Genomic DNA, 19,265 nt, shown 5'->3' on the forward strand with positions numbered 1-19,265 from the left:
TATTGTTATTATTTTGTTGACAAGGAAACAAAGTAGTTGTACGATATTAATGTTTCCAAGGAAATAAAATTACGACGTTTTGAGGGGAGAATTGAATGTTTAAATTACGATCACAATCACAACATTCACAGAACAAAGAACAAACCATAGACAAACACGCTTTATTATTCGGTCTGATCTCTGTGTTTCTTTGCGGAATAGGATTCAGTATTATTGCGCCTGTTGTTCCATTCCTAGTGCAGCCTTATATAAGCAGTCCGGGACAACAAGCTATCGTTGTTACGCTGCTGACCTCTGTTTATGCCTTTTGCGTATTTTTTGCGTCTCCCGTGCTTGGAGCTCTGAGCGACAAATATGGCCGGCGTCCATTGCTCCTGGTATGCCTTTTGGGTTCCGCAATCGGATACTTGGTTTTCGGCATAGGTGGAGCCCTATGGGTACTCTTTGCGGGGCGTATAATCGAGGGGATAACAGGCGGAAGCATAGGTACAATCTTCGCATATTTTGCGGACATCATCCTACCCGAACAGAGAACCAAATACTTTGGATGGGTGAGTGCGGTTGTAGGTGTTGGCACCGTCATTGGCCCGACTGTAGGCGGATTACTCGCCAAGATTGATTATTCTGCACCCATGTATTTTGGAGCCATCATAACTTTGGTGAATGTTATATATGGATTCTTTTTTATGCCTGAGAGTCTTGCCAAGACACATAGACTGAAAGAAATTACTTTGGTGAGACTTAATCCATTCATACAGCTTGCGAACCTGCTTTCCATGAAAAACTTAAACAGATTACTGATCTCAGCCTTCTTACTTTGGATACCCAACGGATCTTTACAGGCCGTTTTCTCACAATTTTCAATGGATACTTTCAATTGGAAGCCTGCAATCATCGGATTAATGTTCTCAATTATGGGTGTCCAGGATATCATCTCACAAGGTCTCATCATGCCCGCTCTTTTGAAAAGACTTAGCGATAAACAGATAGCCATTCTTGGAATGGTTTCAGAAATAATAGGCTATAGTCTGATCGCACTATCTACTTTGTTCTCATTCTATCCACTGTTTATCGTGGGCATGTTTATCTTTGGTTTTGGTGATTCGATCTTTGGGCCTTCCTTCAATGGCATGCTCTCCAAATCTGTCGCTTCTAGTGAACAAGGAAGGATTCAAGGCGGTAGCCAATCTATTCAGGCTTTAGCTAGAATGATTGGTCCTATTATTGGAGGTCAAATCTATGTATCACTTGGTCATGCTGCACCCGCCATTATGGGTGTGATCCTTATAGCAGCGGCAATACCCGTTTTATATAAGCGAAAGCAAGTAAGTATTTAAAATGCGTCTTTCAGTTTATCACTCATCAGGTGCGAAGCTTCTTCCTTCGGCTGTAAGCGGATGGCGCGCATCCTCTACTATTTCAACATACATGGCGTTAAAGGTTTATGTTCATGAACCCATGTTAATACATCGTAACACTCATACACAGCAGTTGGAAACTTATGCTCAGGAGCAAGACGGTAATCCACATTTATGACCACACAGCCCGCTTGATCGGCAATCAGGCGGCACCAGGGATCATCCATCTCTGCTTTTCCGAAGATAAAACCTCCACCATGCATATTGATATATACAGGTAGTGGAGTAGACAGATCAGAGTCAGGTCTGTACACCAGTACCCGAGTACCCCCTGTCCTAGTTGGAATGATCACTTCTTCCATTTCTACTGAAAAACTCGAGCTTGGCTGAAGTGCAGAGTCCGTACCTACGACATTTTCACGTAATTGTTGTACCATTTTGAGTTGTTGATGATGATCCATCATATAACCTCCATTGTTTTTAACTATTCCTACGTCGATATCTTGTATGGGATTATTTCGTGTTTTTCGTAATCAGATCCTGCAAACGGATACTGGAATGGTTGATTTTGCCCATGAATTCGTAGATGACGTCCATATTGCTTTTCTGCTCCTGAGCTGTTGCCAGGACGTCTTCAGTCGCTGCAGCATGCTTCTGCGAGATATTTGAAATATGATCCACTTGTTGACGAACTCGATTAAAGATTAGGCTCATCTGATCCGTCATATCCAATTCCTTCGCTATGTATTGATCAATATGCTCAAATGTAGACTTGATATTGTCAAAGCTCTCAAGTACTTGACTGGAGATGGCTTTACCTTCTTGCACTGCTTCACTTCCGTTCGTCGCTTTTTCAACCACAAGCTGTGTCTTCCGCTTGATATTATGAATGATTTCGTCGATTTGTTTAACCGTGTTGGAACATTCCTGCGCGAGCTTTTTGACCTCGTTGGCTACGACGGCAAACCCCGCTCCTGCTTCCCCTGCTCTGGAGGCTTCAATATTTGCGTTTAAGGCCAGCAGGTTAGTCTGATCAGAGATTTGGTTGATGGCTGTTAGGAAGGTATTCACTTCATCCATGCTTTTGTTCAATTCCTCAACGGTCGTCATTGACTCTGTAACTGTGGCATTAATAATAGCCATCTGATTGCCCATTTGAACAATTCGATCCGAGCTTTGGCGAACAACCAGACCATTTTGTTCTGAGATGTCGGCGAGTCGATGTGACATTTGGTTGATCTCAGACATTTTCCCATCGGCCTTGTTTACCTCTTCACTAATATGTGCAATGCTCCCGGATTGATCGCGTATACCTTCCGTCACTTCCTGAATATTCGTGGTTATCGTATTGCTCATATTTTTCAGCATACGAATATCGTTATTGCAGCTCGCAATATCCGTGTTCAGCATGGATGTGTTCTCACGAATGACCCCTACCATAGTATCGAGTGCCGTCACAAGCTCTCTGGCTTCCGCTTCCTTGTTAAGAGCAACCTGAATCAGATCTCTGCCGCGTTTACATACAAAATATAGAGCAACGATCGTCAGTTCGATGAACCCAATCGTCATGAAAAAAGTCGAATCATATTGATGATGGCCTGAATAATAAATCACAATATAAGCAATGTTGTACAGCGCCCCAAACCCGTATAGCAGAACTCTGTTCAAATAAAGGGAAATGACACATAGAACAAGCATGATGAGCATTCCGGCTGCAGGTGATTCAATATATGGCGTCGTACAGGTCAGTATGGCAATCATCAGGACGACCATCGTCAAGACTGGTTTTTTGCGAATAATCAACACGGTGGCAATAGACAGCTCAATTAACAGGGAGCACACGACTTCGAGTTGAACCTCATTGCTGGCAATGAAGAAACAGAATGCTAACAGGGTTAACCATAAAATCGTGACGATAATTTTGTTTATTTTGGTTGTATTGTTTCTAAAAAAGCTGTTGTGCATGATGGTCATGGTTTGTTCCCCCTCAGCGACTTGTGAACTTCTCTTTAATGATTTTTATCAGGATTAGACAGATGTTAAGCAGGATTACATACCATAGTTCCATGTTCATCCCTCCGTTACAGGCTCTTTTTTCTTATGAAGCATCATCCATACCCCGATAAGACAAAACATCACACTGCACCCCATGCCAAAGCAGGCACTCGTGTTTATTGCATGAGGCGAGCCTTCCATCGTCAGCAACGTGGCTTGAGTTACAACAATGGATACCATAGCATCGGTAAAGTTAATCATTTTCAATGTGGAGATCCAGGGATTTTTCAGATGCCGGTTAGCGATTGTTCCGGAAATACCAAAAGCCAGTTTGGTAAAAGCAACGGCGGCTACAAGGTACACGAAGTAACCTTTAAATACAAAAGCGTCACCAAGCAGATACATTCTTAGACAAACCAGCAGATAGGAGATGCCCAGTATACACAACAGAATTCCTCCGCGTTTATAGACTTGAATCTCTAATACATGCCTTTCCTGCGGGGATTCGATTCTTTTGGCTACGTTATATTGATGCAGCACTTGTGCTTTTGCAACACAAAGGATCAGATAATATACCGCATTCGTAATAAACCATCCGGAAAGGAGATATAAACCAAGGCTTAACTTGCCTATGCCGATCAAAGCGTTGATGACAAGAGAGGCAGCGTTAGACATGGCAGCTCGATCTTGCTTGTTTCCGAGGTACTGAACAAAGATTGCCTTAATATCTATCTTCCTTTCCGAATGCATTTTTCTTACTTGGCCAGCAAACCATTGGCCTTCTCGCATACTTCATAGATTTCGTCATACTTCTTGTCAATAAAAGGGGTTACTTTATCTGTCTTTTTCCGCCGAATACCACTGAAACTAAAATACGGAATGATCCAGCCCGCAAAACCGGGAATGGCAAGAATGACAGACAGTGGCAGCATGTTGTCCAGATAGGCAAATACGGAGCCAGCCATACATGCCGTTCCTACGAGACCGATCCCATAGGCAACGATAGAAGCACTCGTGAACTTTGAACGTTCCAACGATTCAATGTCGGTCACACAGGCTTCAAACTGCCGCTGAAGACGAGTCAGCTCCGCTTTATAGCGGATTTTGCGATCACGCTTGAATTTCATTGTTACGGAACCCACATTCTGAAAGGGCGTCGAGGTGCCTTCCAGCGTCCAGCCAAAATGGGTATAGCCATCGGCATAAACGGACTCGGAATCCTGTTTTACCGTAATGTCCTTGTATTCATAGCCTACGAAATTATGTTCATTTTTGGTTAGTTCATTCATGGTTTTTCAACACTCCTTCAAGTTTTTTTCTTCTTCCTGTATTGGATGTTCCTATCGTAGCGGTAAGTTGTTTATAAGTTGCTTATAAAATGTTAACGAAATATTAATAAGGGCAGCCTGAATTCGGATTGTATCGAATTCAGGCTGCCCTTATGCATTGCATATCAACGTTTAACTTGTAATTGGACTGTAAATGTCGTGCCCTTGTGAGGTTCACTTTTGACGGATATAACGCCACCTACCAACTCAATAACGCGGAGCGAAAGAGCAAGCCCCAATCCGTTCCCCTCCGCATGATGGGAAGCATCGCCCTGATAGAATTTATCGAAGATATGCCTCATCGTTTCCTCATCCATCCCGCAGCCTGTATCGGATACCATAACCGTGATCGTATCTTCATCCGAACTCTGCTTCAAGGTAATTGTTCCACCGGAGGGTGTGAATTTAAGCGCATTGGAAATCAGGTTGTGCCATACGATCTCCAGCATACTCTCTTCAGCATGAATCATCGCGCGATCCTCAATGTCGACCACAAATTCAATATTTTTTTCTTCCCATGCATTTTCAAAATATATCGCGCAATCCACTAGCTGCCTACATACATCATACGGCTTGGAAGCAGGCAGAATCTCCTGGTTCTCCAGCTTGTTCAGCTTGAGGATGTTGACGACGAGGGTCGCCAGCTTATTGGTAGAGGTAATAATAGTATCCGTATATTCTTTTCGAAGATCGGGTTCCAAATCATCCTGCTGCAGGGCCGTGGCGTAGCCATGAATGACAGACAGCGGTGTCTTGATTTCATGGGATACATTCGATATAAAGTCGTTTTTCAACGTCTCAATGCTGTTCAACTCCTCCACCATTTTGTTAAAATCCTCAAACATGACATCCACATAGTTCAGCTTGTCCGCTCTATGAATCGGTTCGAGATATACCGAGAAGTCGCCTTCTGCCACCTGCTTTGCAGCCTCACTGAGTTTTCGCATAGGCTTATCAAACGTTTTGTACCTTTGTCGTGCGGTAACCAGGCAAAAAATGAGACTCACAATGCTCCAATATCCCGAGATTCCGAAAATGTACTGCCACGGCACAACTTCCACCGGTAAATACGCATCATAGATTAGCGCTTGACCCGCCGTCAGGATCGACAGCAAAAGGTAGGTAAGCAAGAACTCTTTCCATGAAAAAAGGTGGGACTTGATTCGTGCATCAGGTTTCTGCTTCTTGTTCATTGCAGTACGGCCTTATAACCAAGACCATGTACCGTCATGATCTTGAAATCTTCACAACAGGAGAACTTGTCGCGAAGTTTGACAATATATACGTCCACGGCACGCAGGCTGGTCTGACTTTCGATACCCCAGAACTCATCCATAAGCTGAGCTCGTGAGAAGGTATGTTTCGGATAAGATAACAATTTATAAAGAATGTTGAATTCCCGGACTGTCACAGGAATTTCTTTGCCATCCACCGTAGTCGTCATATCGTTGGCGTCCATGAGCAGACTGCCTACAATCAATTTCTTCTCATGGGCGATATTGGCCCGCCGCAGGAGAGCACCCACACGCAGGACTAATTCGTCCAGGTCCACCGGTTTGACCATGTAATCGTCGATGCCTGCAAGGAAACCTCTTTGTTTGGAGGAAATATCATCACGGGCGGTAATAAAAAGAATGGGAATGGTCTTATTGATGCCTCTTACGGTCTCGGCAAATTCAAAACCATCAATCTCTGGCATCATCACATCGGAAATGAGAAGATCGTACATCTGGTTATACATCAAATCATATGCCTCACGTGGATTAAAGCAGCCTTTGGCCTCGTACCCATTGTTGGATAGATAGGTGCAAATAATTCGGTTGAGTTTGGTATCGTCTTCCACAACAAGTATATGGATCATATAAAAAACATCCTTTCCGGCTGACTGAATGGGGTCATTATAATAAAAAGTTGTTAACAAATTGTTTATGGCGGCGTACACCGCTCTATTATTTTCAATTCATCATTCTAATTCATATCTCTCAAACATCTTGCTAACAACTTGGAAACATCCGTACTTCATGATTGTCCTATCGAATCGTTCATAGGCAGCATCAGCAAATGGACGATAATCAGTCATAAGGAGTGAAAGTCATGATGAAAGCAGCCATCTATTATGGTGAAAATGATATTCGTGTTGAAGAAAGACCAATCCCGGTCGTAGGTCCCCGAGATGTTCTGGTCAGAAATGTAAGAGCGGGCATCTGCGGCACTGATATTAATATTGTGAAGGCTGGCAAAGGTGACATGGGCATCAGCCTTGGTTCAGAATTTGGACATGAAATGGTCGGTGATATTGTTGAAATTGGCTCAGAAGTTTCTCCAATGATAGAAATCGGAATGAGAGTCGGGATCAATCCCATCACTGCTAAAAAAGCAGGAAGACGCAAATCCCTGGAATGCTCCGGGTTTTCTCAGTATGTATTAATAGAAGACGCCGAGCTTGATTATAACCTGTACAAAATGGGTAAAACGGTACCCGCAGAAGTCGCTTCACTGATTGAACCGATGAGCGTTGGGCGACACGGCGCTTTCAGTACCAGCCCTGAGCCCGAAGACCACATTGTCGTGATGGGTGCAGGTCCGATCGGCTTGCTGGCCGCTGCCAGTTTGATTGCTGAAGGCATGAAACATGTCTGCGTGGTCGATATGGATGAATGGCGCTTGGCTAAAGCTTCCGGACTTGGGGCTCTAACCGTGAATACAGGTGAAACTGCACTTGAAGAAGGATTGATTGGACATTACGGTTCTGTGAACGTATACGGTGTTGACGTCCCGGATGTCGATGTATTTATTGATGCGGCAGGCGCTCCGGCTTTGTTTGAGAACATGATGAAGATCGTCAAACCCAAAGCCAAAATATCGATTATTGCCGTGTATAAATCCGAAGTACCGATCAGTTTACATCAGGTCATGTCCAAAGAAGTTCAGATCAAAGGCTCCAGTGGCTACACCCACGAGGATTTTAGCAAGGTGGTGGAGTATCTGACCAGCTTCCAAGAAGAACTGTCCACACTGGTCACTCATGTATATAAGCTGGATGATATTCAGGAAGCCTTTACTACGGCCATTGAAGCCAAAGAAACCGTTAAAGTGGTAATCGATCTAGCATAATATCAAACAGCTTTATTCCTGGAGTGTTGCCTATCGTCATAAAACTTATAGCCTAACACAAGAAATCCGCCAAACATGGCGGATTTTTTGGGTATATATTTTTTTCTTGCCGATAGAGGCTTAGCCTCACTCTTGCTGCTAAAATGCGACAGGTAAGGCAGCCAGGCTCTGCGAACTTAGCGCCAAATGCCACTCAATGTTTTCCCGAGGAATGTTAAGTCGCAGATTAGGCATGCGTCTTAACAATGTTGTAAAGGCGATATCTCCCTCCACACGAGCAAGTGGAGCTCCCAAGCAGGAATGAATGCCATGACCAAAAGCCAGATGACGATTAATATGACGTGTCACATCCAGATCCTCTGGCTGTTCAAATTGAAGTTCATCCCGATTGGCTGATTTCAGCACAGGGATGACCATATCTCCCTTTTTGATCTGTTGCCCTGCCAGCTCTATATCCTGAGTCGCAAAACGAGGTCCAGCAATGGTTGCAGGCCCGTTAAAACGCAGCAATTCTTCAACAGCAGAAGGTGCCAGACTAAGATCAGCCTTAAGCTTCTCCAATTGTTCAGGATGATCCAATAACATCATTGCACCCGTAGCAATCAGATTAGATGTCGTCTCATGGCCAGCAAAGATCAATAACGTGATCATGGATAGCAGTTCTGGTTCACTGAGTCGATCGCCCTCTTCTTCTATAGCAATCAACTGACTGATCAAATCATCCGCAGGATGTTTGCGTTTCTCAGCTACCAGTTGTGCGGTATAGTCACCGAAGGCTTTGAGGTGTTCCTCCACTCCCGGTTCACGCACTCCGAGGCCCAGACCGTGTGCAATCGCGGAGGACCAGGTCTGGATCTGCGGGCGATCTGCTTTAGGTACTCCCAGCATATCCGATATCACATGAATCGGTAAGGGAAAGGCGTAGTCCTTGACCAAATCCATCTCGCCCTGGGCTTGAACCTGATCCAGTAATTCATCAGCGATCTGCTGCACACGTGGACGAAGACTTTCCATATATTTGGGGGTAAAGGCTTTGGAGACCAGTCGGCGTAATCTCCGATGATCAGGATCATCTACAGAGAGCATTGATTTTCCGGTAAAGAACGTTGGAGGAGCATCTGAATCTACGTTTTCCACATAGGCTTTCAGGATATTCTCATTGCCGTCGATAGAGAGTGGGTCTACTGTGAAGTGGGCATGATCTTTGAGTACCTGTGACGCTTCTTCCATTCGTGTGACCAACCACTGCCCGCGATCTGTACCACCCATTGGTAAGGATACTGGAATAACAGGACCTGTTTCACGCAATTGCTTGATCAGTGAAAATGGATTTTCACCACTATCCCCACTAAACAGGCTCAGTGCTGCTTTTTGTGAAACATTAAGATCTAACTCACTCATCATAACCATCCCTTCGCTTCGACCATTTTATTGGTTTACATTAATGAATTTATCCAATCATCTACAGTCATCACATCAGCTTGTTTGGGGAATACGCTCTCTACGAGAACTCGATGAACTTCAGGGTCCCTATCCAGACAAGCATCAGAAAGTACAGTCAGCGCGTAATCCTTATCCGCCGACTCACACAAGGTAGACAGCACTACTCCACTTGTTGCGATACCGCTAAGAATAAGTGTATTAATGCCATGGGATTGAAGAAGGGTCTCCAGGTTGCTTCCCGAGAATCCACTGACGCGGAACTTGTCCACAATGAGCTCTCCTGGGAGCGGCTGTACCGATTCGTGAATGTCCATTGCCACTTTCATCGCCGGATTGGCTGCGTTCTCTCCACCACGGCTCGACTTTTTTCCAAACAACTTGTTGCGCTCACTGATTGGAGGGGAATCCTCGCGATGACCAACCTTCACAAAAATTACGAGTACGTTATGTCTACGAGCTGTTTCTACCGCTTTCTGAAACGGGAACAGTGCATCCTCGTGCTTCGCATATTGCGACACGATGATGTTCTGCATATCCATGACCAGAAGTGCAGCGTGGTTATGATGACTCTCCATGGGTTGCACATCCCTCTCATTTTGATTAAGATTAAGGGGAGAACTCTCCGCTTAACCTCTTCTTGATATTAAACGGAGGGTTCTCCCCTTGTCAAATTTTGAACGTTGAAGGATAGGAAGTGACAGACAGTGGATAGAACCAATACAACCTCTCGTTCGGAGCGACGGGATGCTGCCGAGAATCGCCAACGTATCTTGGATGTGGCTAGCACATTATTCGAGCTGCACGGCGTGGAGCGGGTCAGCATGAATCAGATCGCTTCCGCAGCGCAGATTGGAGCGGGTACCTTATACCGCCGATACCGCAATAAAAGTGAGTTATGCATGGACTTGATCAAAGATAACGCAGCGCTGTTCTTCGATGATGTGGAGATATATTTGCAGGAAAACGCACAGTATCCACCAACTGAGCGATTGCGGGGTCTGCTGACGTTGTTTATCCAGTTTAGAGAGAAAAATGCGGAGCTGCTCTCGGGCATCGAGAATGCGGTATATCAAGGATCAGAATCCAGAACCTCAAGTCCTCTTTATGACCAATTGCATCAACAGCTATTTGGATTATTCGAAGAGATGGCAACAGAGAGCGACGAATCGCAGGCCATCAGCTTGTTCAAAACGGACATGCTTCTGACTGCCATGAGTAATGATTCGTATCTGTTTCAAAAAAACGTACGCGGCAACTCTCCTGACCGCATTGTAGAGCAGCTCTGTTTGACGTTTCTTTAACGTAAATGGGTATATAAAATGCTCAAAAAGCCTAATTCATCGTAGGCAATCTGCCGCTTGAACTAGGCTCTTTGAGCATGAGTTGTGGAATTTATAATGTTTTGATATACCATGCATTACAAGCAAAATGCTCCGTTGCATTTAACGGTTCTTCTAAAGGAATAAAACCGTTCTTGATATAGAACTTGTTGGCCGCAACCATATTGTTAAGCGTCTCAAGATAACATTGTTCATAGTGTTCTTTGGCAAAATCAAGGGAAATCCGAAGCAATTCATAGGAGATTCCGGTACCTCGTGCTTCTTTTAAGGCATACATCTTCTGCAACTCACAAATATGTGAAAATCCCTCCACGGGTCCGATACCGCAGCCAGCTACAACGGTTGAATTATGCTCAACCACCCAATACCTGGAGCCCTCGCGTTGATAAAGATGATAAAAATCGCCCAGATTCGGATCAGCCCACGCCGTTCCTGACTTATTGGCCCCGAATTCGATCAAACAACTTCGAATCAGAGACTCTACTTCTTGATTATCTTTTTCTTCTATCTCTCTAATAAACATGCAGGTAAGCCTCCGCGTCATGAAATAATTGCTGCTCTTCACTGCACAAATTATACTACAACTCTGATTTAACACACTACCATTCAACTATAATGAAACGGAATCACTCGTTTTGGCAGGGAACGTCTGCGTGATTCTCAGCAACCGTCTTACGTAGATCATGAAAAGCAGAAAAGAAATTTCTGTCCGTATGTGGTTGAAATGGCATTTTGGCTCCCAGCGTCAAAAGCAGGGCCAAGACGGACAAACCAACAGCAAAGATAAACATCGTCTGATATGATGTGCCTTGCATAATCCCCAGACCAATCATGGGGCCAACCGCCATGGCCAGCGTCATGGAGGTGCTAAACCACCCCATACCTTCCCCGCGCCGAGCCGATGGAATCATGTTAGTCACAGCTGTCATCATGGACGTTGTGGATACAGCCCAGCTCATTCCATGCACGATACGAAGTCCGATCAGCATGATGATTCCACCAACCCAGTTGTACATATACATCGCCAATATAAACAGAAGCAAACCCCCGATCATAAACGGACGTCTGCCGAATCGATCCAGTAGTCCACCGACAAAAGGACGAAGGATGACGGAAGATAACATTAAAGCTCCCATAGCCAAGCCCACCTGTCTTTCATTGCCACCCATCTCTTTAATAAAAAGCGGCAGTGTGGGATACAGCATATAAAATGCAGTAAATAAAAACAGCAAACCCAGCGTCATCAGAATAAATGACTTCGTCCATAAGCGTTGCATCATTCATCCCCCACTCTAGTTATGAAATCTATGTTTTGACCTGTTTTTGTATGAAAACAAATATTGATATATTAATGAACATCTGTTAATAATTATAGACAGAATAAGAAAGCTTATCATTGTTAATTGAACTCGTTTCGTTAATTAGTGAACATTAAACATAAATTTGTTTATTATCTTTAGAAAGTTTGGTGAGAATCACATGACCAAAGTGGATCGAAGAATTCGAAAATCACAAGAGGCCATCAAAGCAGCAGTAATTGAGTTAATGTCAGAAAAAAATTTCGATGATATTACCCTACAAGATATCTCTGATAGAGCTGACGTTAGCAGAGGTACCATTTATCTTCACTACGTCGATAAGTATGATCTGTTGGACAAGCTCATTGACGGGCATATCGAAGAATTAAGTAAAATTTGTCATTCGGTTGCAGACTTGGATTGGAAAGAATCCATCATTCCCTGGTTTATCTACTTGGAACAAAATTACTTGTTCTTCTCAACGATGATGGCCAGTAAGGGAGCGGTACAATTTCGCAACCGCCTGATTGAGTTTCTTAATGAAGATTTCAAGGAGGAAGTATACTTATCTCAGGCCAGAAAATCCGGATTAAGTGAGGATATCATTCTCCAATATGTGGTCATGTCTTATGTAGGGGTCGTTGAGTGGTGGATCAAGAACGAAATGCCCCATCCACCTGAGGTCATGTCAAAGCAATTAGGAGAATTAATCAAAACGAATTTGGGATAACGTGCAATGTGCACGCAGTCAAAATAGCGGTAGTCTCAGGATACGTAGTTAACATCCTAGGACTACCGCTATTACTTTTCGAAAAAAGCTGATTTTTCTGCAATTGGCGCCGACCACCTGCTGTCTAAATTGTTATTGCATGTGGTCTAATTAAGATATGGATTCCAAAAGACTCTTGGACAGAGTTTTGACAACCAAATCGTACGAATGGTCAATCATAACAAAGATATCCTGCTCCGACAAGGAGCCATCTAGAATAATGGTATTCCAATGTTTTTTGTTCATATGATACCCCGGTTGAACGGCTTCATGCTGCTCTCTGAGGTTTTCCGCAATGATCGGATCACATTTTAAGTTCAAGCGAACGTTATCCGCCTTGTCCTCAAACATAAGCGCAAACATTTTCCCTGCAATTTTGATAGCAACCGGATCGGACCCGAATGGATAATCCTTCGTTGCACCTTTTTTCTTCAAACAGTACTCTATAATCTTATTCTTCAATTCAGTATCTCTCCTTTGCGCAGAAGACAACAACTTTCCCTACCCAATCTAATGATACCGAATGTACGTTTGCATGTAAATATCAAGCATTTCATTTCAACTATTCTTCCTGTAACACAGGCATCATCTTCTCAGACAGCTTCCTTGATCGCTACGCAACTTATATGGACATACAACAAAAAAACCGACTCCATGAAATAATTCATGAAATCGGTTTTTCATCATTCGAATTATGCATTCGATACTCTAGCTGTCTTCACTTTCTGTACTTCGTACATATTTACCGTAGTGCTAATCAGATACTCGGGTTTCTCCTGTCCTCTTTTCTCCTTATGACCTTTAATATGCACGTCGCTCTTCTCCCAATTCTTCCAGTCTTCCTCCGACTCCCAACGAATCAGCACCATTACTTCTTCGTGTTCTTTACTCTTTTTGTTAACCATTACACTAAAATCAATCAGTCCCGGCATTTCCTCTACAGGGCTAGGGGCACTGAAACGTTCCACCAGTTTATGACTATGGCCCTTTTCGACTACCATAACGCGAGTTTGAATGAACATGAATTACGCCTCCTGATTGCCTCAAGTCACTGCTTGGATACAATGGCCTTGGGACATTTTTTAAGTTCCTCTCTATTATTCTATTCTTATTGAAAATGATTATCAATATCGTGTCGATTTTGTGTTCATAAAAAAAACCTCCTCCACGAAATGGAGAAGGCATTTGCTCGTTATTTTAGAGAGCTTTATTCACTTTGCTGCTCTTTGGTTTACTGTGACTTGTACTATTGTGGTTTGTTTTACCGCTATTTGGCTTACTACCGTTTGGCTTACTGTGATTAGCTTTACCGCTCTTCTTAAACCACTCGGATTTAGGTTTGCGAGCGGGATTCGCTTTTGACTTCGCGGGTTTATCGGCTGCAGATTTATGAGGTGCAGACTTCGATGTTTGATTCGATTTTACAAAAGCAGGCACACTTGTCATCGGATAAGGATGATTTTTTACTTCAGGGATGGTCTTCTTAATTACTTTCTCAATATCCTTCAGGAACGGAAGCTCTTCCTTTTCACAAAAGGAAATCGCCATTCCGCTATGCCCTGCTCTACCTGTACGGCCAATTCGGTGGACATACGTTTCCGGAATATTAGGAAGGTTGAAGTTGATTACATGTGACAGCTCTTCAACATCAATGCCCCTTGCCGCTATATCCGTCGCCACCAGTACTCGTGTAACTCCACTTTTGAAATTATTCAAGGCTCTTTGACGCTCATTTTGAGATTTGTTGCCATGAATGGCCTGAGCCGTAATATTCACTTTGGACAAATCGCGAGTTACACGGTCAGCTCCACGCTTTGTACGAGTGAATACCAATGCCGAAACAATAGATTTATCCTGCAAGATATGATTCAACAGACTCTGTTTCTTGCCATTTTCCAATAAATACACAGACTGTTCAATTCGATCCACTGTGGAGGAGACGGGTGTAATTTCTACTTTTACCGGATCAACGAGCAGTGTTTTTACCATTTTTGTAATTTCAGGAGGCATTGTAGCTGAGAAGAATAAGGTCTGTTTCTTGCTCGGCATCTTCGCAATGATTCGTTTCACATCATGAATGAAGCCCATATCCAACATGCGGTCTGCTTCATCAAGAACCAGTATTTGCACATGTTTCAGATCAATACGCTTTTGATTGACCAAGTCAATCAGTCTACCAGGTGTTGCAATAATAATATCTGCACCTTGATTGAGCGCACGCTCCTGAACTTTTTGTGAAACGCCTCCCACGATTGCGGCACAACGAATATCGGTAAAACGGCTATATGCCTTAATATTATCTGAAATTTGAATCGCAAGTTCTCTTGTTGGAGTTAAAATCAATGAGCGAATATGGCGTGCGGCTTTGGGGCCGTTCGACTTTTCGCTTAATAACTGAATGATAGGCACAGAAAATGCTGCCGTCTTGCCTGTACCTGTTTGCGCACAGCCAAGCAAATCTCTGCCTGCCAATACGGCCGGAATGGCCTGTTCCTGTATAGGTGTAGGGGCAGTATAGTTTGCTTTGCTTAAGCCTTCCAAAATTGCGGGTATAATATTCAAGTCTTTAAATGTCATTAGGTCTCCTTAATTTACGCAACAAATATTCATTTGACGTATATCTCATTTCAAACGCAACACATAAGGATAACATTAAAAAGCACTTCTGTATATCATATTTTGAAAATCAAGTCCTGAACCAATCTATTAACTCACCAGTTTCAACCCTACTGCTGATCCAAGCACCATGGCAATAAACAGAATTCTTAACGCATTTCGGGGTTCTCCATAAAATATCATGCCGAGAATAGCTCCCCCGGAAGCTCCGATTCCTGTCCATACGGCGTATGCTGTTCCCATCGGAAGAGTCTTCATCGCCAGCGATAGGAACAGAAAGCTTAGTCCAAATCCCGCAACCAGCAGTATGATTGACGTCAGGTTACGATCTTTGTGCAATTTATTAATCATCAGAACCCCAATCATTTCAAAGACACCTGCCAAAATAAGATATACCCAGTTCATGATTCATGTACCTCCTTTGTTTTTCCTTTGCTGAGCATTTTAAGACCGATTACGCCCAATAAAAGAACCCCAATGAGCAGCATTTTCCCAGATTGAATCGCCGCATCAAACCATATAATCTCTGCCAGTACTGTCCCTGCTGTACCCAGTCCAACGAATACCGCATATACAGTCCCTACATCAAGTGAGCGGGAAGCCGCAATCATCAAGGTGAAACTGACAATAATAGCGATCAGTGTAGCCCCCCACTCCAGAAAACCACTGGCATGTTTCAATCCAATGACCCAACCGACCTCAAATAAAGCTGCAATAACGACGGACAACCATGTTTTGTTCATTTCTATCCACTCCTTATCAAATTTTGCTACGTGTATTATTAGTTACATGAAGCCAAAATAAAAAAGCCCGGGAAACAAACTGCATTAAGCAGTTCATCTCCCAGGCTTTTGTCCCTCCGTGACACAACCAATAGGTTGTGAGTTTTCTCTCGGACCAGACCGACATAACTGTCGCGGAACCCTAGAAAACATTTGAATATTTTGATGTGACTCCAATTATACACAATTCTTTTTGATTGGCAACCCTTTTTCGCTACTAGGCTAGAGGGAACTTACATGCCGTATATTTTGTGTGGTACGTAGTATTCCTCCAAGCTTGCAATCTCCTGCGCATCTAGCTTGACGGACAAGGCTGTTACGGCATCCTCCAGATGATGTTCTTTTGTTGCACCAACAATTGGTGCGGTGACACCTTCTTTTTGCAATACCCATGCCAGTGCAACGGTTGCTCTGGAAACACCTCGTTTGTTCGCAATATCAGCGACAGTCTCCACTATTTTACGATCGGCATCAACCATTCCCGCAGCAAGTCGGTCTCCTGCTTCGTCGTTCGATGAACGGGCTGTTTTCTCATCCCAATCCCGAGTAAGACGCCCTTTGGCAAGAGGACTCCACGGAATGATACCAACCTCCTCTTCACGACAGAGAGGCAGCATTTCCCGCTCTTCTTCCCGATACATCAGATTCAACAGATTCTGCATGGAGACAAATGGGGTCCAGCCGTTGCGTTCCGCCGTATGCTGAGCCTTCATAAACTGCCAGGCGTACATTGAAGAAGCTCCTATATAACGGACTTTCCCCGCCTTAACAACATCATGAAGGGCCTCCATCGTTTCTTCTATTGGAGTACTGCTGTCCCATCGATGGATCTGATACAGATCCACATAATCGGTGCCTAGGCGCTTCAAGCTGTTATCAATCTCATTCATAATGGCTTTTCTCGACAAACCTGCACCATTTGGCCCCGGCTTCATGCGGAAGTAAACCTTTGTTGCAATAACAACCTCATCACGACGAGCAAAATCCTTCAACGCACGACCCAAGATTTCTTCGCTTGTACCATCCGAATAGACGTTGGCTGTATCAAAGAAGTTAATACCCAAGTCCAGCGCTTTTTGTATAAAAGGACGACTCTCTTCCTCATTCAACGACCATGGAGCGATTCCGCGTTCAGGGACTCCATAGCTCATGCAACCAAGACATAATCTCGAAACGTCCAGTCCGGTACGACCCAATTTTACATATTCCATGTTAAAACACTCCTTTATGAAGTTAATTTTATCCAATAACTGAGATACAATTCTTTGAAAATCGGATTTTCTTCCCATTTGATCTGGGACTCCAATCTCTCGATTACAATTTGTTTCACTTGGTTCGATAAGCGTTTACTCAACCTTTCCACCCATCTTTCTGGCATACTAAAATGGATCAAAGACCCGTTCTTCTCTCCAATTCTTCCGTAGATCTAGAACCCAATTTTTCCTTTTGAGATCAAACTGGATTATTCAGCCTGCCAACTTACTATTATTATGCGGAACTGAGGGAACGAAGCGGTATATCATTTGTCTTAATTGATTGCCTGATCCTCTCATGCCCACTTTTGTCTAAGGTCGTTAAGTCTTATAATGAAGCAAGAACAACTTGCAAGGAGGATATGTATGTCCGATAACGCAGTGCAGCAGAAACAGGAACTCACCGAACTAATCAAACGTCACTCCATTCATAACAGTTCTAAGGAAACGGTAATCCCTTCCCTGTATGTCTATCAGCATTCCAGCATAAGTGAGCCTGCTTACCGGGTTTACAAGCCTTCCTTTTGTGTGATCGTTCAAGGATTGAAAGAAATCTTGCTGGCACAGGAAAGATTCGAATACGGACCATCCAATTATCTGATTGCTTCTATGAACCTGCCAGTGATTGGTCAGATTATAAAAGCATCCACGGATAGGCCTTACCTGGCTCTGAAGCTTGAGTTTACACAGAACCAGATTCTTGAAGTACTGAATGAATGTAATATTAAGGTCACGTCTAAAGAAAACGCCAGACGCGCCCTATTTGTTGGACAGATGGAGCACTCCATTCAAGATGCTGTACTTCGATTGGTTCGGCTGCTGGATACACCAGGAGAAATCCCGTTCCTTGCCCCACTCTATACGCGGGAGATCCTGTACCGGCTTTTGCAGGGACCTTATGGAGCTGAACTGGCCCAGATTGCGGTGGAAGGCAGCAGCAGCTATCGGATTCGAGAAGCCATTGAGCATATTGTTCGGCATTGGGAGCAACCTTTTCGGATTGAAGATCTTGCGGAGACAGCTAATATGAGTGTGTCCTCGTTCCATCGACATTTCAAAGAAATTACCGCCATGAGCCCACTTCAGTTTCAGAAGCAGCTGAGGCTTCAGGAAGCACGTCGACTTCTCATGGCTGAGTCAGCTGATGCTGCGGATGTAGCATTCCGGGTTGGTTACGAGAGTGCGTCGCAATTCAGCCGGGAGTACTCCCGCATGTTCGGCGCGCCGCCGAGAGCAGATATCAAACGTTTGAAGGAAAAATATGATCATGTTATGAGTGAATAAGTACACCGGCTGAGAAGTTGAAATGTTAGAGAAATGGATAGCATTAGGCTATCCATTTTTTAATTTAAAGAGTGAATATCTAATTCTATTCCCATCCTTATATTGACAACTTGTGATTCATGGAACTATAATCCATACTAAACCAAGTTACATACAATGTTTTATAAAGGAGAGGTATCGGATGGCTAATGTTCAGACTTTCAAAGCTACTGCACACCTACAAGATGGGGTTAAAGTAATCACCAAAGCAAGACAATTCGAACTGATCATCGATGAGCCAACAAACCTCGGTGGTACGGATACAGGAATGAATCCTGTAGAAGCTTTACTTGCCTCCCTTGGCGCATGTCAATCCATTGTGGCTCGGGTCTATGCCTCCAAATTCGATGTTGTCCTTGATGATTTCAGAGTTGAAGTTGAAGGTGAACTGGATCTTGACGGATTTTTTAACCGATCTGATGTACGCCCCGGTTATTCCGATATCCGATACACGTTTTATATCAAAACTAGCTCATCTGAAGAAAAAGTTGAATCATTTGTACAATTTCTAGAACGTAAATGTCCTGTGGGTGATACGATTTCCAATCCGGTGAATACCAAGCTCAATCGCGTCATTATCGAAAATGGGATATCATTGTAACAAAACGAATGAACCAGGTACAAAAAGATATAAGCAATACAAAAA

General features: G+C 43.6%; 22 protein-coding genes and 1 riboswitch. Of the genes, 6 read left to right on the forward strand and 16 right to left on the reverse strand.

Translation table 11 applies throughout. The features are described 5' to 3' along the window. The first annotated feature begins 95 nt into the window (after positions 1 to 95). Positions 96 to 1,337, forward strand: coding sequence for an MFS transporter (locus BMW94_RS19280; RefSeq protein ID WP_091000580.1), 1,242 nt, complete (start codon positions 96 to 98; stop codon positions 1,335 to 1,337). Positions 1,338 to 1,414: 77 nt separating this feature from the next. Here BMW94_RS19280 and BMW94_RS19285 read toward each other — a convergent pair whose 3' ends face one another. The 6 genes from BMW94_RS19285 to BMW94_RS19310 all read right to left on the reverse strand — a co-directional run bounded on the left by BMW94_RS19285 (position 1,415) and on the right by BMW94_RS19310 (position 6,542). Continuing rightward, positions 1,415 to 1,822: an alpha/beta hydrolase fold domain-containing protein gene (locus BMW94_RS19285; protein WP_254790296.1), complete on the reverse strand. Its 408-nt coding sequence runs from the start codon at positions 1,820 to 1,822 to the stop codon at positions 1,415 to 1,417. Between the two features lie 49 nt (positions 1,823 to 1,871). Beyond that, on the reverse strand, positions 1,872 to 3,332 hold the full coding sequence (locus BMW94_RS19290; protein WP_254790297.1) for a methyl-accepting chemotaxis protein: 1,461 nt from the start codon (positions 3,330 to 3,332) through the stop codon (positions 1,872 to 1,874). Between the two features lie 96 nt (positions 3,333 to 3,428). Next, positions 3,429 to 4,028, reverse strand: a complete 600-nt coding sequence (locus BMW94_RS19295; RefSeq protein WP_254790298.1) for a hypothetical protein — start codon at positions 4,026 to 4,028, stop codon at positions 3,429 to 3,431. An 80-nt stretch (positions 4,029 to 4,108) separates the two neighbouring features. Beyond that, positions 4,109 to 4,642 carry a hypothetical protein gene (locus tag BMW94_RS19300; RefSeq protein WP_091000583.1) on the reverse strand — a complete coding sequence of 178 codons (534 nt, stop codon included), beginning with the start codon at positions 4,640 to 4,642 and terminating at the stop codon, positions 4,109 to 4,111. A gap of 164 nt (positions 4,643 to 4,806) precedes the next feature. Then, positions 4,807 to 5,874, reverse strand: a complete 1,068-nt coding sequence (locus tag BMW94_RS19305; RefSeq protein ID WP_079696152.1) for a HAMP domain-containing sensor histidine kinase — start codon at positions 5,872 to 5,874, stop codon at positions 4,807 to 4,809. Continuing rightward, complete coding sequence (locus BMW94_RS19310; RefSeq protein WP_091000584.1) at positions 5,871 to 6,542, reverse strand: response regulator transcription factor; 672 nt, start codon at positions 6,540 to 6,542, stop codon at positions 5,871 to 5,873. Before BMW94_RS19310 ends, BMW94_RS19305 begins: the two co-directional genes overlap by 4 nt. Before the next feature lie 233 nt (positions 6,543 to 6,775). Between BMW94_RS19310 and BMW94_RS19315 the strand changes: the two genes are divergently transcribed. Beyond that, a complete protein-coding gene (locus BMW94_RS19315; RefSeq protein WP_254790299.1) occupies positions 6,776 to 7,795 on the forward strand; it encodes a zinc-dependent alcohol dehydrogenase in 1,020 nt (339 codons plus the stop codon). Between the two features lie 138 nt (positions 7,796 to 7,933). Here BMW94_RS19315 and BMW94_RS19320 read toward each other — a convergent pair whose 3' ends face one another. After that, positions 7,934 to 9,199 carry a cytochrome P450 family protein gene (locus tag BMW94_RS19320; RefSeq protein ID WP_254790300.1) on the reverse strand — a complete coding sequence of 422 codons (1,266 nt, stop codon included), beginning with the start codon at positions 9,197 to 9,199 and terminating at the stop codon, positions 7,934 to 7,936. 32 nt (positions 9,200 to 9,231) lie between these two features. After that, a complete protein-coding gene (locus BMW94_RS19325) occupies positions 9,232 to 9,813 on the reverse strand; it encodes a cysteine hydrolase family protein (protein WP_091000586.1) in 582 nt (193 codons plus the stop codon). 129 nt (positions 9,814 to 9,942) lie between these two features. Between BMW94_RS19325 and BMW94_RS19330 the strand changes: the two genes are divergently transcribed. Then, complete coding sequence (locus BMW94_RS19330) at positions 9,943 to 10,539, forward strand: TetR/AcrR family transcriptional regulator (RefSeq protein ID WP_091000587.1); 597 nt, start codon at positions 9,943 to 9,945, stop codon at positions 10,537 to 10,539. A 91-nt stretch (positions 10,540 to 10,630) separates the two neighbouring features. Here the strand turns inward: BMW94_RS19330 and BMW94_RS19335 are convergent, their stop codons facing one another. Both BMW94_RS19335 and BMW94_RS19340 read right to left on the reverse strand, forming a co-directional pair. After that, positions 10,631 to 11,101 carry a GNAT family N-acetyltransferase gene (locus BMW94_RS19335; protein WP_091000588.1) on the reverse strand — a complete coding sequence of 157 codons (471 nt, stop codon included), beginning with the start codon at positions 11,099 to 11,101 and terminating at the stop codon, positions 10,631 to 10,633. A gap of 103 nt (positions 11,102 to 11,204) precedes the next feature. Then, positions 11,205 to 11,858 (reverse strand): MFS transporter, encoded by a 654-nt coding sequence (locus BMW94_RS19340; protein ID WP_254790301.1) that lies wholly within the window; start codon positions 11,856 to 11,858, stop codon positions 11,205 to 11,207. A gap of 199 nt (positions 11,859 to 12,057) precedes the next feature. Between BMW94_RS19340 and BMW94_RS19345 the strand changes: the two genes are divergently transcribed. Next, positions 12,058 to 12,606, forward strand: coding sequence for a TetR/AcrR family transcriptional regulator (locus tag BMW94_RS19345; RefSeq protein ID WP_091000590.1), 549 nt, complete (start codon positions 12,058 to 12,060; stop codon positions 12,604 to 12,606). Positions 12,607 to 12,756: 150 nt separating this feature from the next. On the opposite strand, the gene BMW94_RS19350 is transcribed toward BMW94_RS19345, so the two are convergent. The 6 genes from BMW94_RS19350 to BMW94_RS19375 all read right to left on the reverse strand — a co-directional run bounded on the left by BMW94_RS19350 (position 12,757) and on the right by BMW94_RS19375 (position 17,254). Next, positions 12,757 to 13,107 carry an MmcQ/YjbR family DNA-binding protein gene (locus tag BMW94_RS19350; protein ID WP_091000591.1) on the reverse strand — a complete coding sequence of 117 codons (351 nt, stop codon included), beginning with the start codon at positions 13,105 to 13,107 and terminating at the stop codon, positions 12,757 to 12,759. A 230-nt stretch (positions 13,108 to 13,337) separates the two neighbouring features. Continuing rightward, positions 13,338 to 13,667: an antibiotic biosynthesis monooxygenase gene (locus BMW94_RS19355; RefSeq protein ID WP_063565129.1), complete on the reverse strand. Its 330-nt coding sequence runs from the start codon at positions 13,665 to 13,667 to the stop codon at positions 13,338 to 13,340. 175 nt (positions 13,668 to 13,842) lie between these two features. After that, positions 13,843 to 15,222, reverse strand: coding sequence for a DEAD/DEAH box helicase (locus BMW94_RS19360; protein WP_091000592.1), 1,380 nt, complete (start codon positions 15,220 to 15,222; stop codon positions 13,843 to 13,845). A 129-nt stretch (positions 15,223 to 15,351) separates the two neighbouring features. After that, on the reverse strand, positions 15,352 to 15,666 hold the full coding sequence (locus BMW94_RS19365) for a DMT family transporter (protein ID WP_091000593.1): 315 nt from the start codon (positions 15,664 to 15,666) through the stop codon (positions 15,352 to 15,354). Further along, positions 15,663 to 16,004, reverse strand: a complete 342-nt coding sequence (locus tag BMW94_RS19370) for a DMT family transporter (protein ID WP_091000594.1) — start codon at positions 16,002 to 16,004, stop codon at positions 15,663 to 15,665. The genes BMW94_RS19365 and BMW94_RS19370 overlap by 4 nt, the downstream gene beginning before the upstream one ends. A gap of 95 nt (positions 16,005 to 16,099) precedes the next feature. Next, a riboswitch (guanidine-I (ykkC/yxkD leader) is annotated at positions 16,100 to 16,200 on the reverse strand. 76 nt (positions 16,201 to 16,276) lie between these two features. After that, entirely contained in the window at positions 16,277 to 17,254 is a 978-nt protein-coding gene (locus tag BMW94_RS19375; RefSeq protein WP_091000595.1) for an aldo/keto reductase, read from the reverse strand. A 408-nt stretch (positions 17,255 to 17,662) separates the two neighbouring features. Between BMW94_RS19375 and BMW94_RS19380 the strand changes: the two genes are divergently transcribed. Together BMW94_RS19380 and BMW94_RS19385 are read left to right on the forward strand one after the other, a co-directional pair. Then, entirely contained in the window at positions 17,663 to 18,580 is a 918-nt protein-coding gene (locus tag BMW94_RS19380) for an AraC family transcriptional regulator (RefSeq protein WP_091000596.1), read from the forward strand. 181 nt (positions 18,581 to 18,761) lie between these two features. Beyond that, the gene (locus tag BMW94_RS19385) at positions 18,762 to 19,220 is read left to right on the forward strand and encodes an OsmC family protein (protein WP_091000597.1); all 459 of its coding nucleotides are present in this window, start codon (positions 18,762 to 18,764) and stop codon (positions 19,218 to 19,220) included. The last annotated feature ends 45 nt before the right edge of the window (positions 19,221 to 19,265 follow it).

This window comes from Paenibacillus sp. OK003, from assembly GCF_900109515.1.
GTDB classification, from domain to species: Bacteria; Bacillota; Bacilli; order Paenibacillales; family Paenibacillaceae; genus Paenibacillus; species Paenibacillus marchantiae.

Bases quoted from the DNA above. Each gene is read 5' to 3' on its own strand.
- BMW94_RS19280 (WP_091000580.1), top strand. From the start codon at position 96: ATGTTTAAATTACGATCACAATCACAACATTCACAGAACAAAGAACAA.
- BMW94_RS19285 (WP_254790296.1), bottom strand. From the start codon at position 1,822: ATGATGGATCATCATCAACAACTCAAAATGGTACAACAATTACGTGAA.
- BMW94_RS19290 (WP_254790297.1), bottom strand. From the start codon at position 3,332: ATGACCATCATGCACAACAGCTTTTTTAGAAACAATACAACCAAAATA.
- BMW94_RS19295 (WP_254790298.1), bottom strand. From the start codon at position 4,028: ATGTCTAACGCTGCCTCTCTTGTCATCAACGCTTTGATCGGCATAGGC.
- BMW94_RS19300 (WP_091000583.1), bottom strand. From the start codon at position 4,642: ATGAATGAACTAACCAAAAATGAACATAATTTCGTAGGCTATGAATAC.
- BMW94_RS19305 (WP_079696152.1), bottom strand. From the start codon at position 5,874: ATGAACAAGAAGCAGAAACCTGATGCACGAATCAAGTCCCACCTTTTT.
- BMW94_RS19310 (WP_091000584.1), bottom strand. From the start codon at position 6,542: ATGATCCATATACTTGTTGTGGAAGACGATACCAAACTCAACCGAATT.
- BMW94_RS19315 (WP_254790299.1), top strand. From the start codon at position 6,776: ATGATGAAAGCAGCCATCTATTATGGTGAAAATGATATTCGTGTTGAA.
- BMW94_RS19320 (WP_254790300.1), bottom strand. From the start codon at position 9,199: ATGATGAGTGAGTTAGATCTTAATGTTTCACAAAAAGCAGCACTGAGC.
- BMW94_RS19325 (WP_091000586.1), bottom strand. From the start codon at position 9,813: ATGGAGAGTCATCATAACCACGCTGCACTTCTGGTCATGGATATGCAG.
- BMW94_RS19335 (WP_091000588.1), bottom strand. From the start codon at position 11,101: ATGTTTATTAGAGAGATAGAAGAAAAAGATAATCAAGAAGTAGAGTCT.
- BMW94_RS19340 (WP_254790301.1), bottom strand. From the start codon at position 11,858: ATGATGCAACGCTTATGGACGAAGTCATTTATTCTGATGACGCTGGGT.
- BMW94_RS19345 (WP_091000590.1), top strand. From the start codon at position 12,058: ATGACCAAAGTGGATCGAAGAATTCGAAAATCACAAGAGGCCATCAAA.
- BMW94_RS19355 (WP_063565129.1), bottom strand. From the start codon at position 13,667: ATGTTCATTCAAACTCGCGTTATGGTAGTCGAAAAGGGCCATAGTCAT.
- BMW94_RS19360 (WP_091000592.1), bottom strand. From the start codon at position 15,222: ATGACATTTAAAGACTTGAATATTATACCCGCAATTTTGGAAGGCTTA.
- BMW94_RS19365 (WP_091000593.1), bottom strand. From the start codon at position 15,666: ATGAACTGGGTATATCTTATTTTGGCAGGTGTCTTTGAAATGATTGGG.
- BMW94_RS19370 (WP_091000594.1), bottom strand. From the start codon at position 16,004: ATGAACAAAACATGGTTGTCCGTCGTTATTGCAGCTTTATTTGAGGTC.
- BMW94_RS19375 (WP_091000595.1), bottom strand. From the start codon at position 17,254: ATGGAATATGTAAAATTGGGTCGTACCGGACTGGACGTTTCGAGATTA.
- BMW94_RS19380 (WP_091000596.1), top strand. From the start codon at position 17,663: ATGTCCGATAACGCAGTGCAGCAGAAACAGGAACTCACCGAACTAATC.
- BMW94_RS19385 (WP_091000597.1), top strand. From the start codon at position 18,762: ATGGCTAATGTTCAGACTTTCAAAGCTACTGCACACCTACAAGATGGG.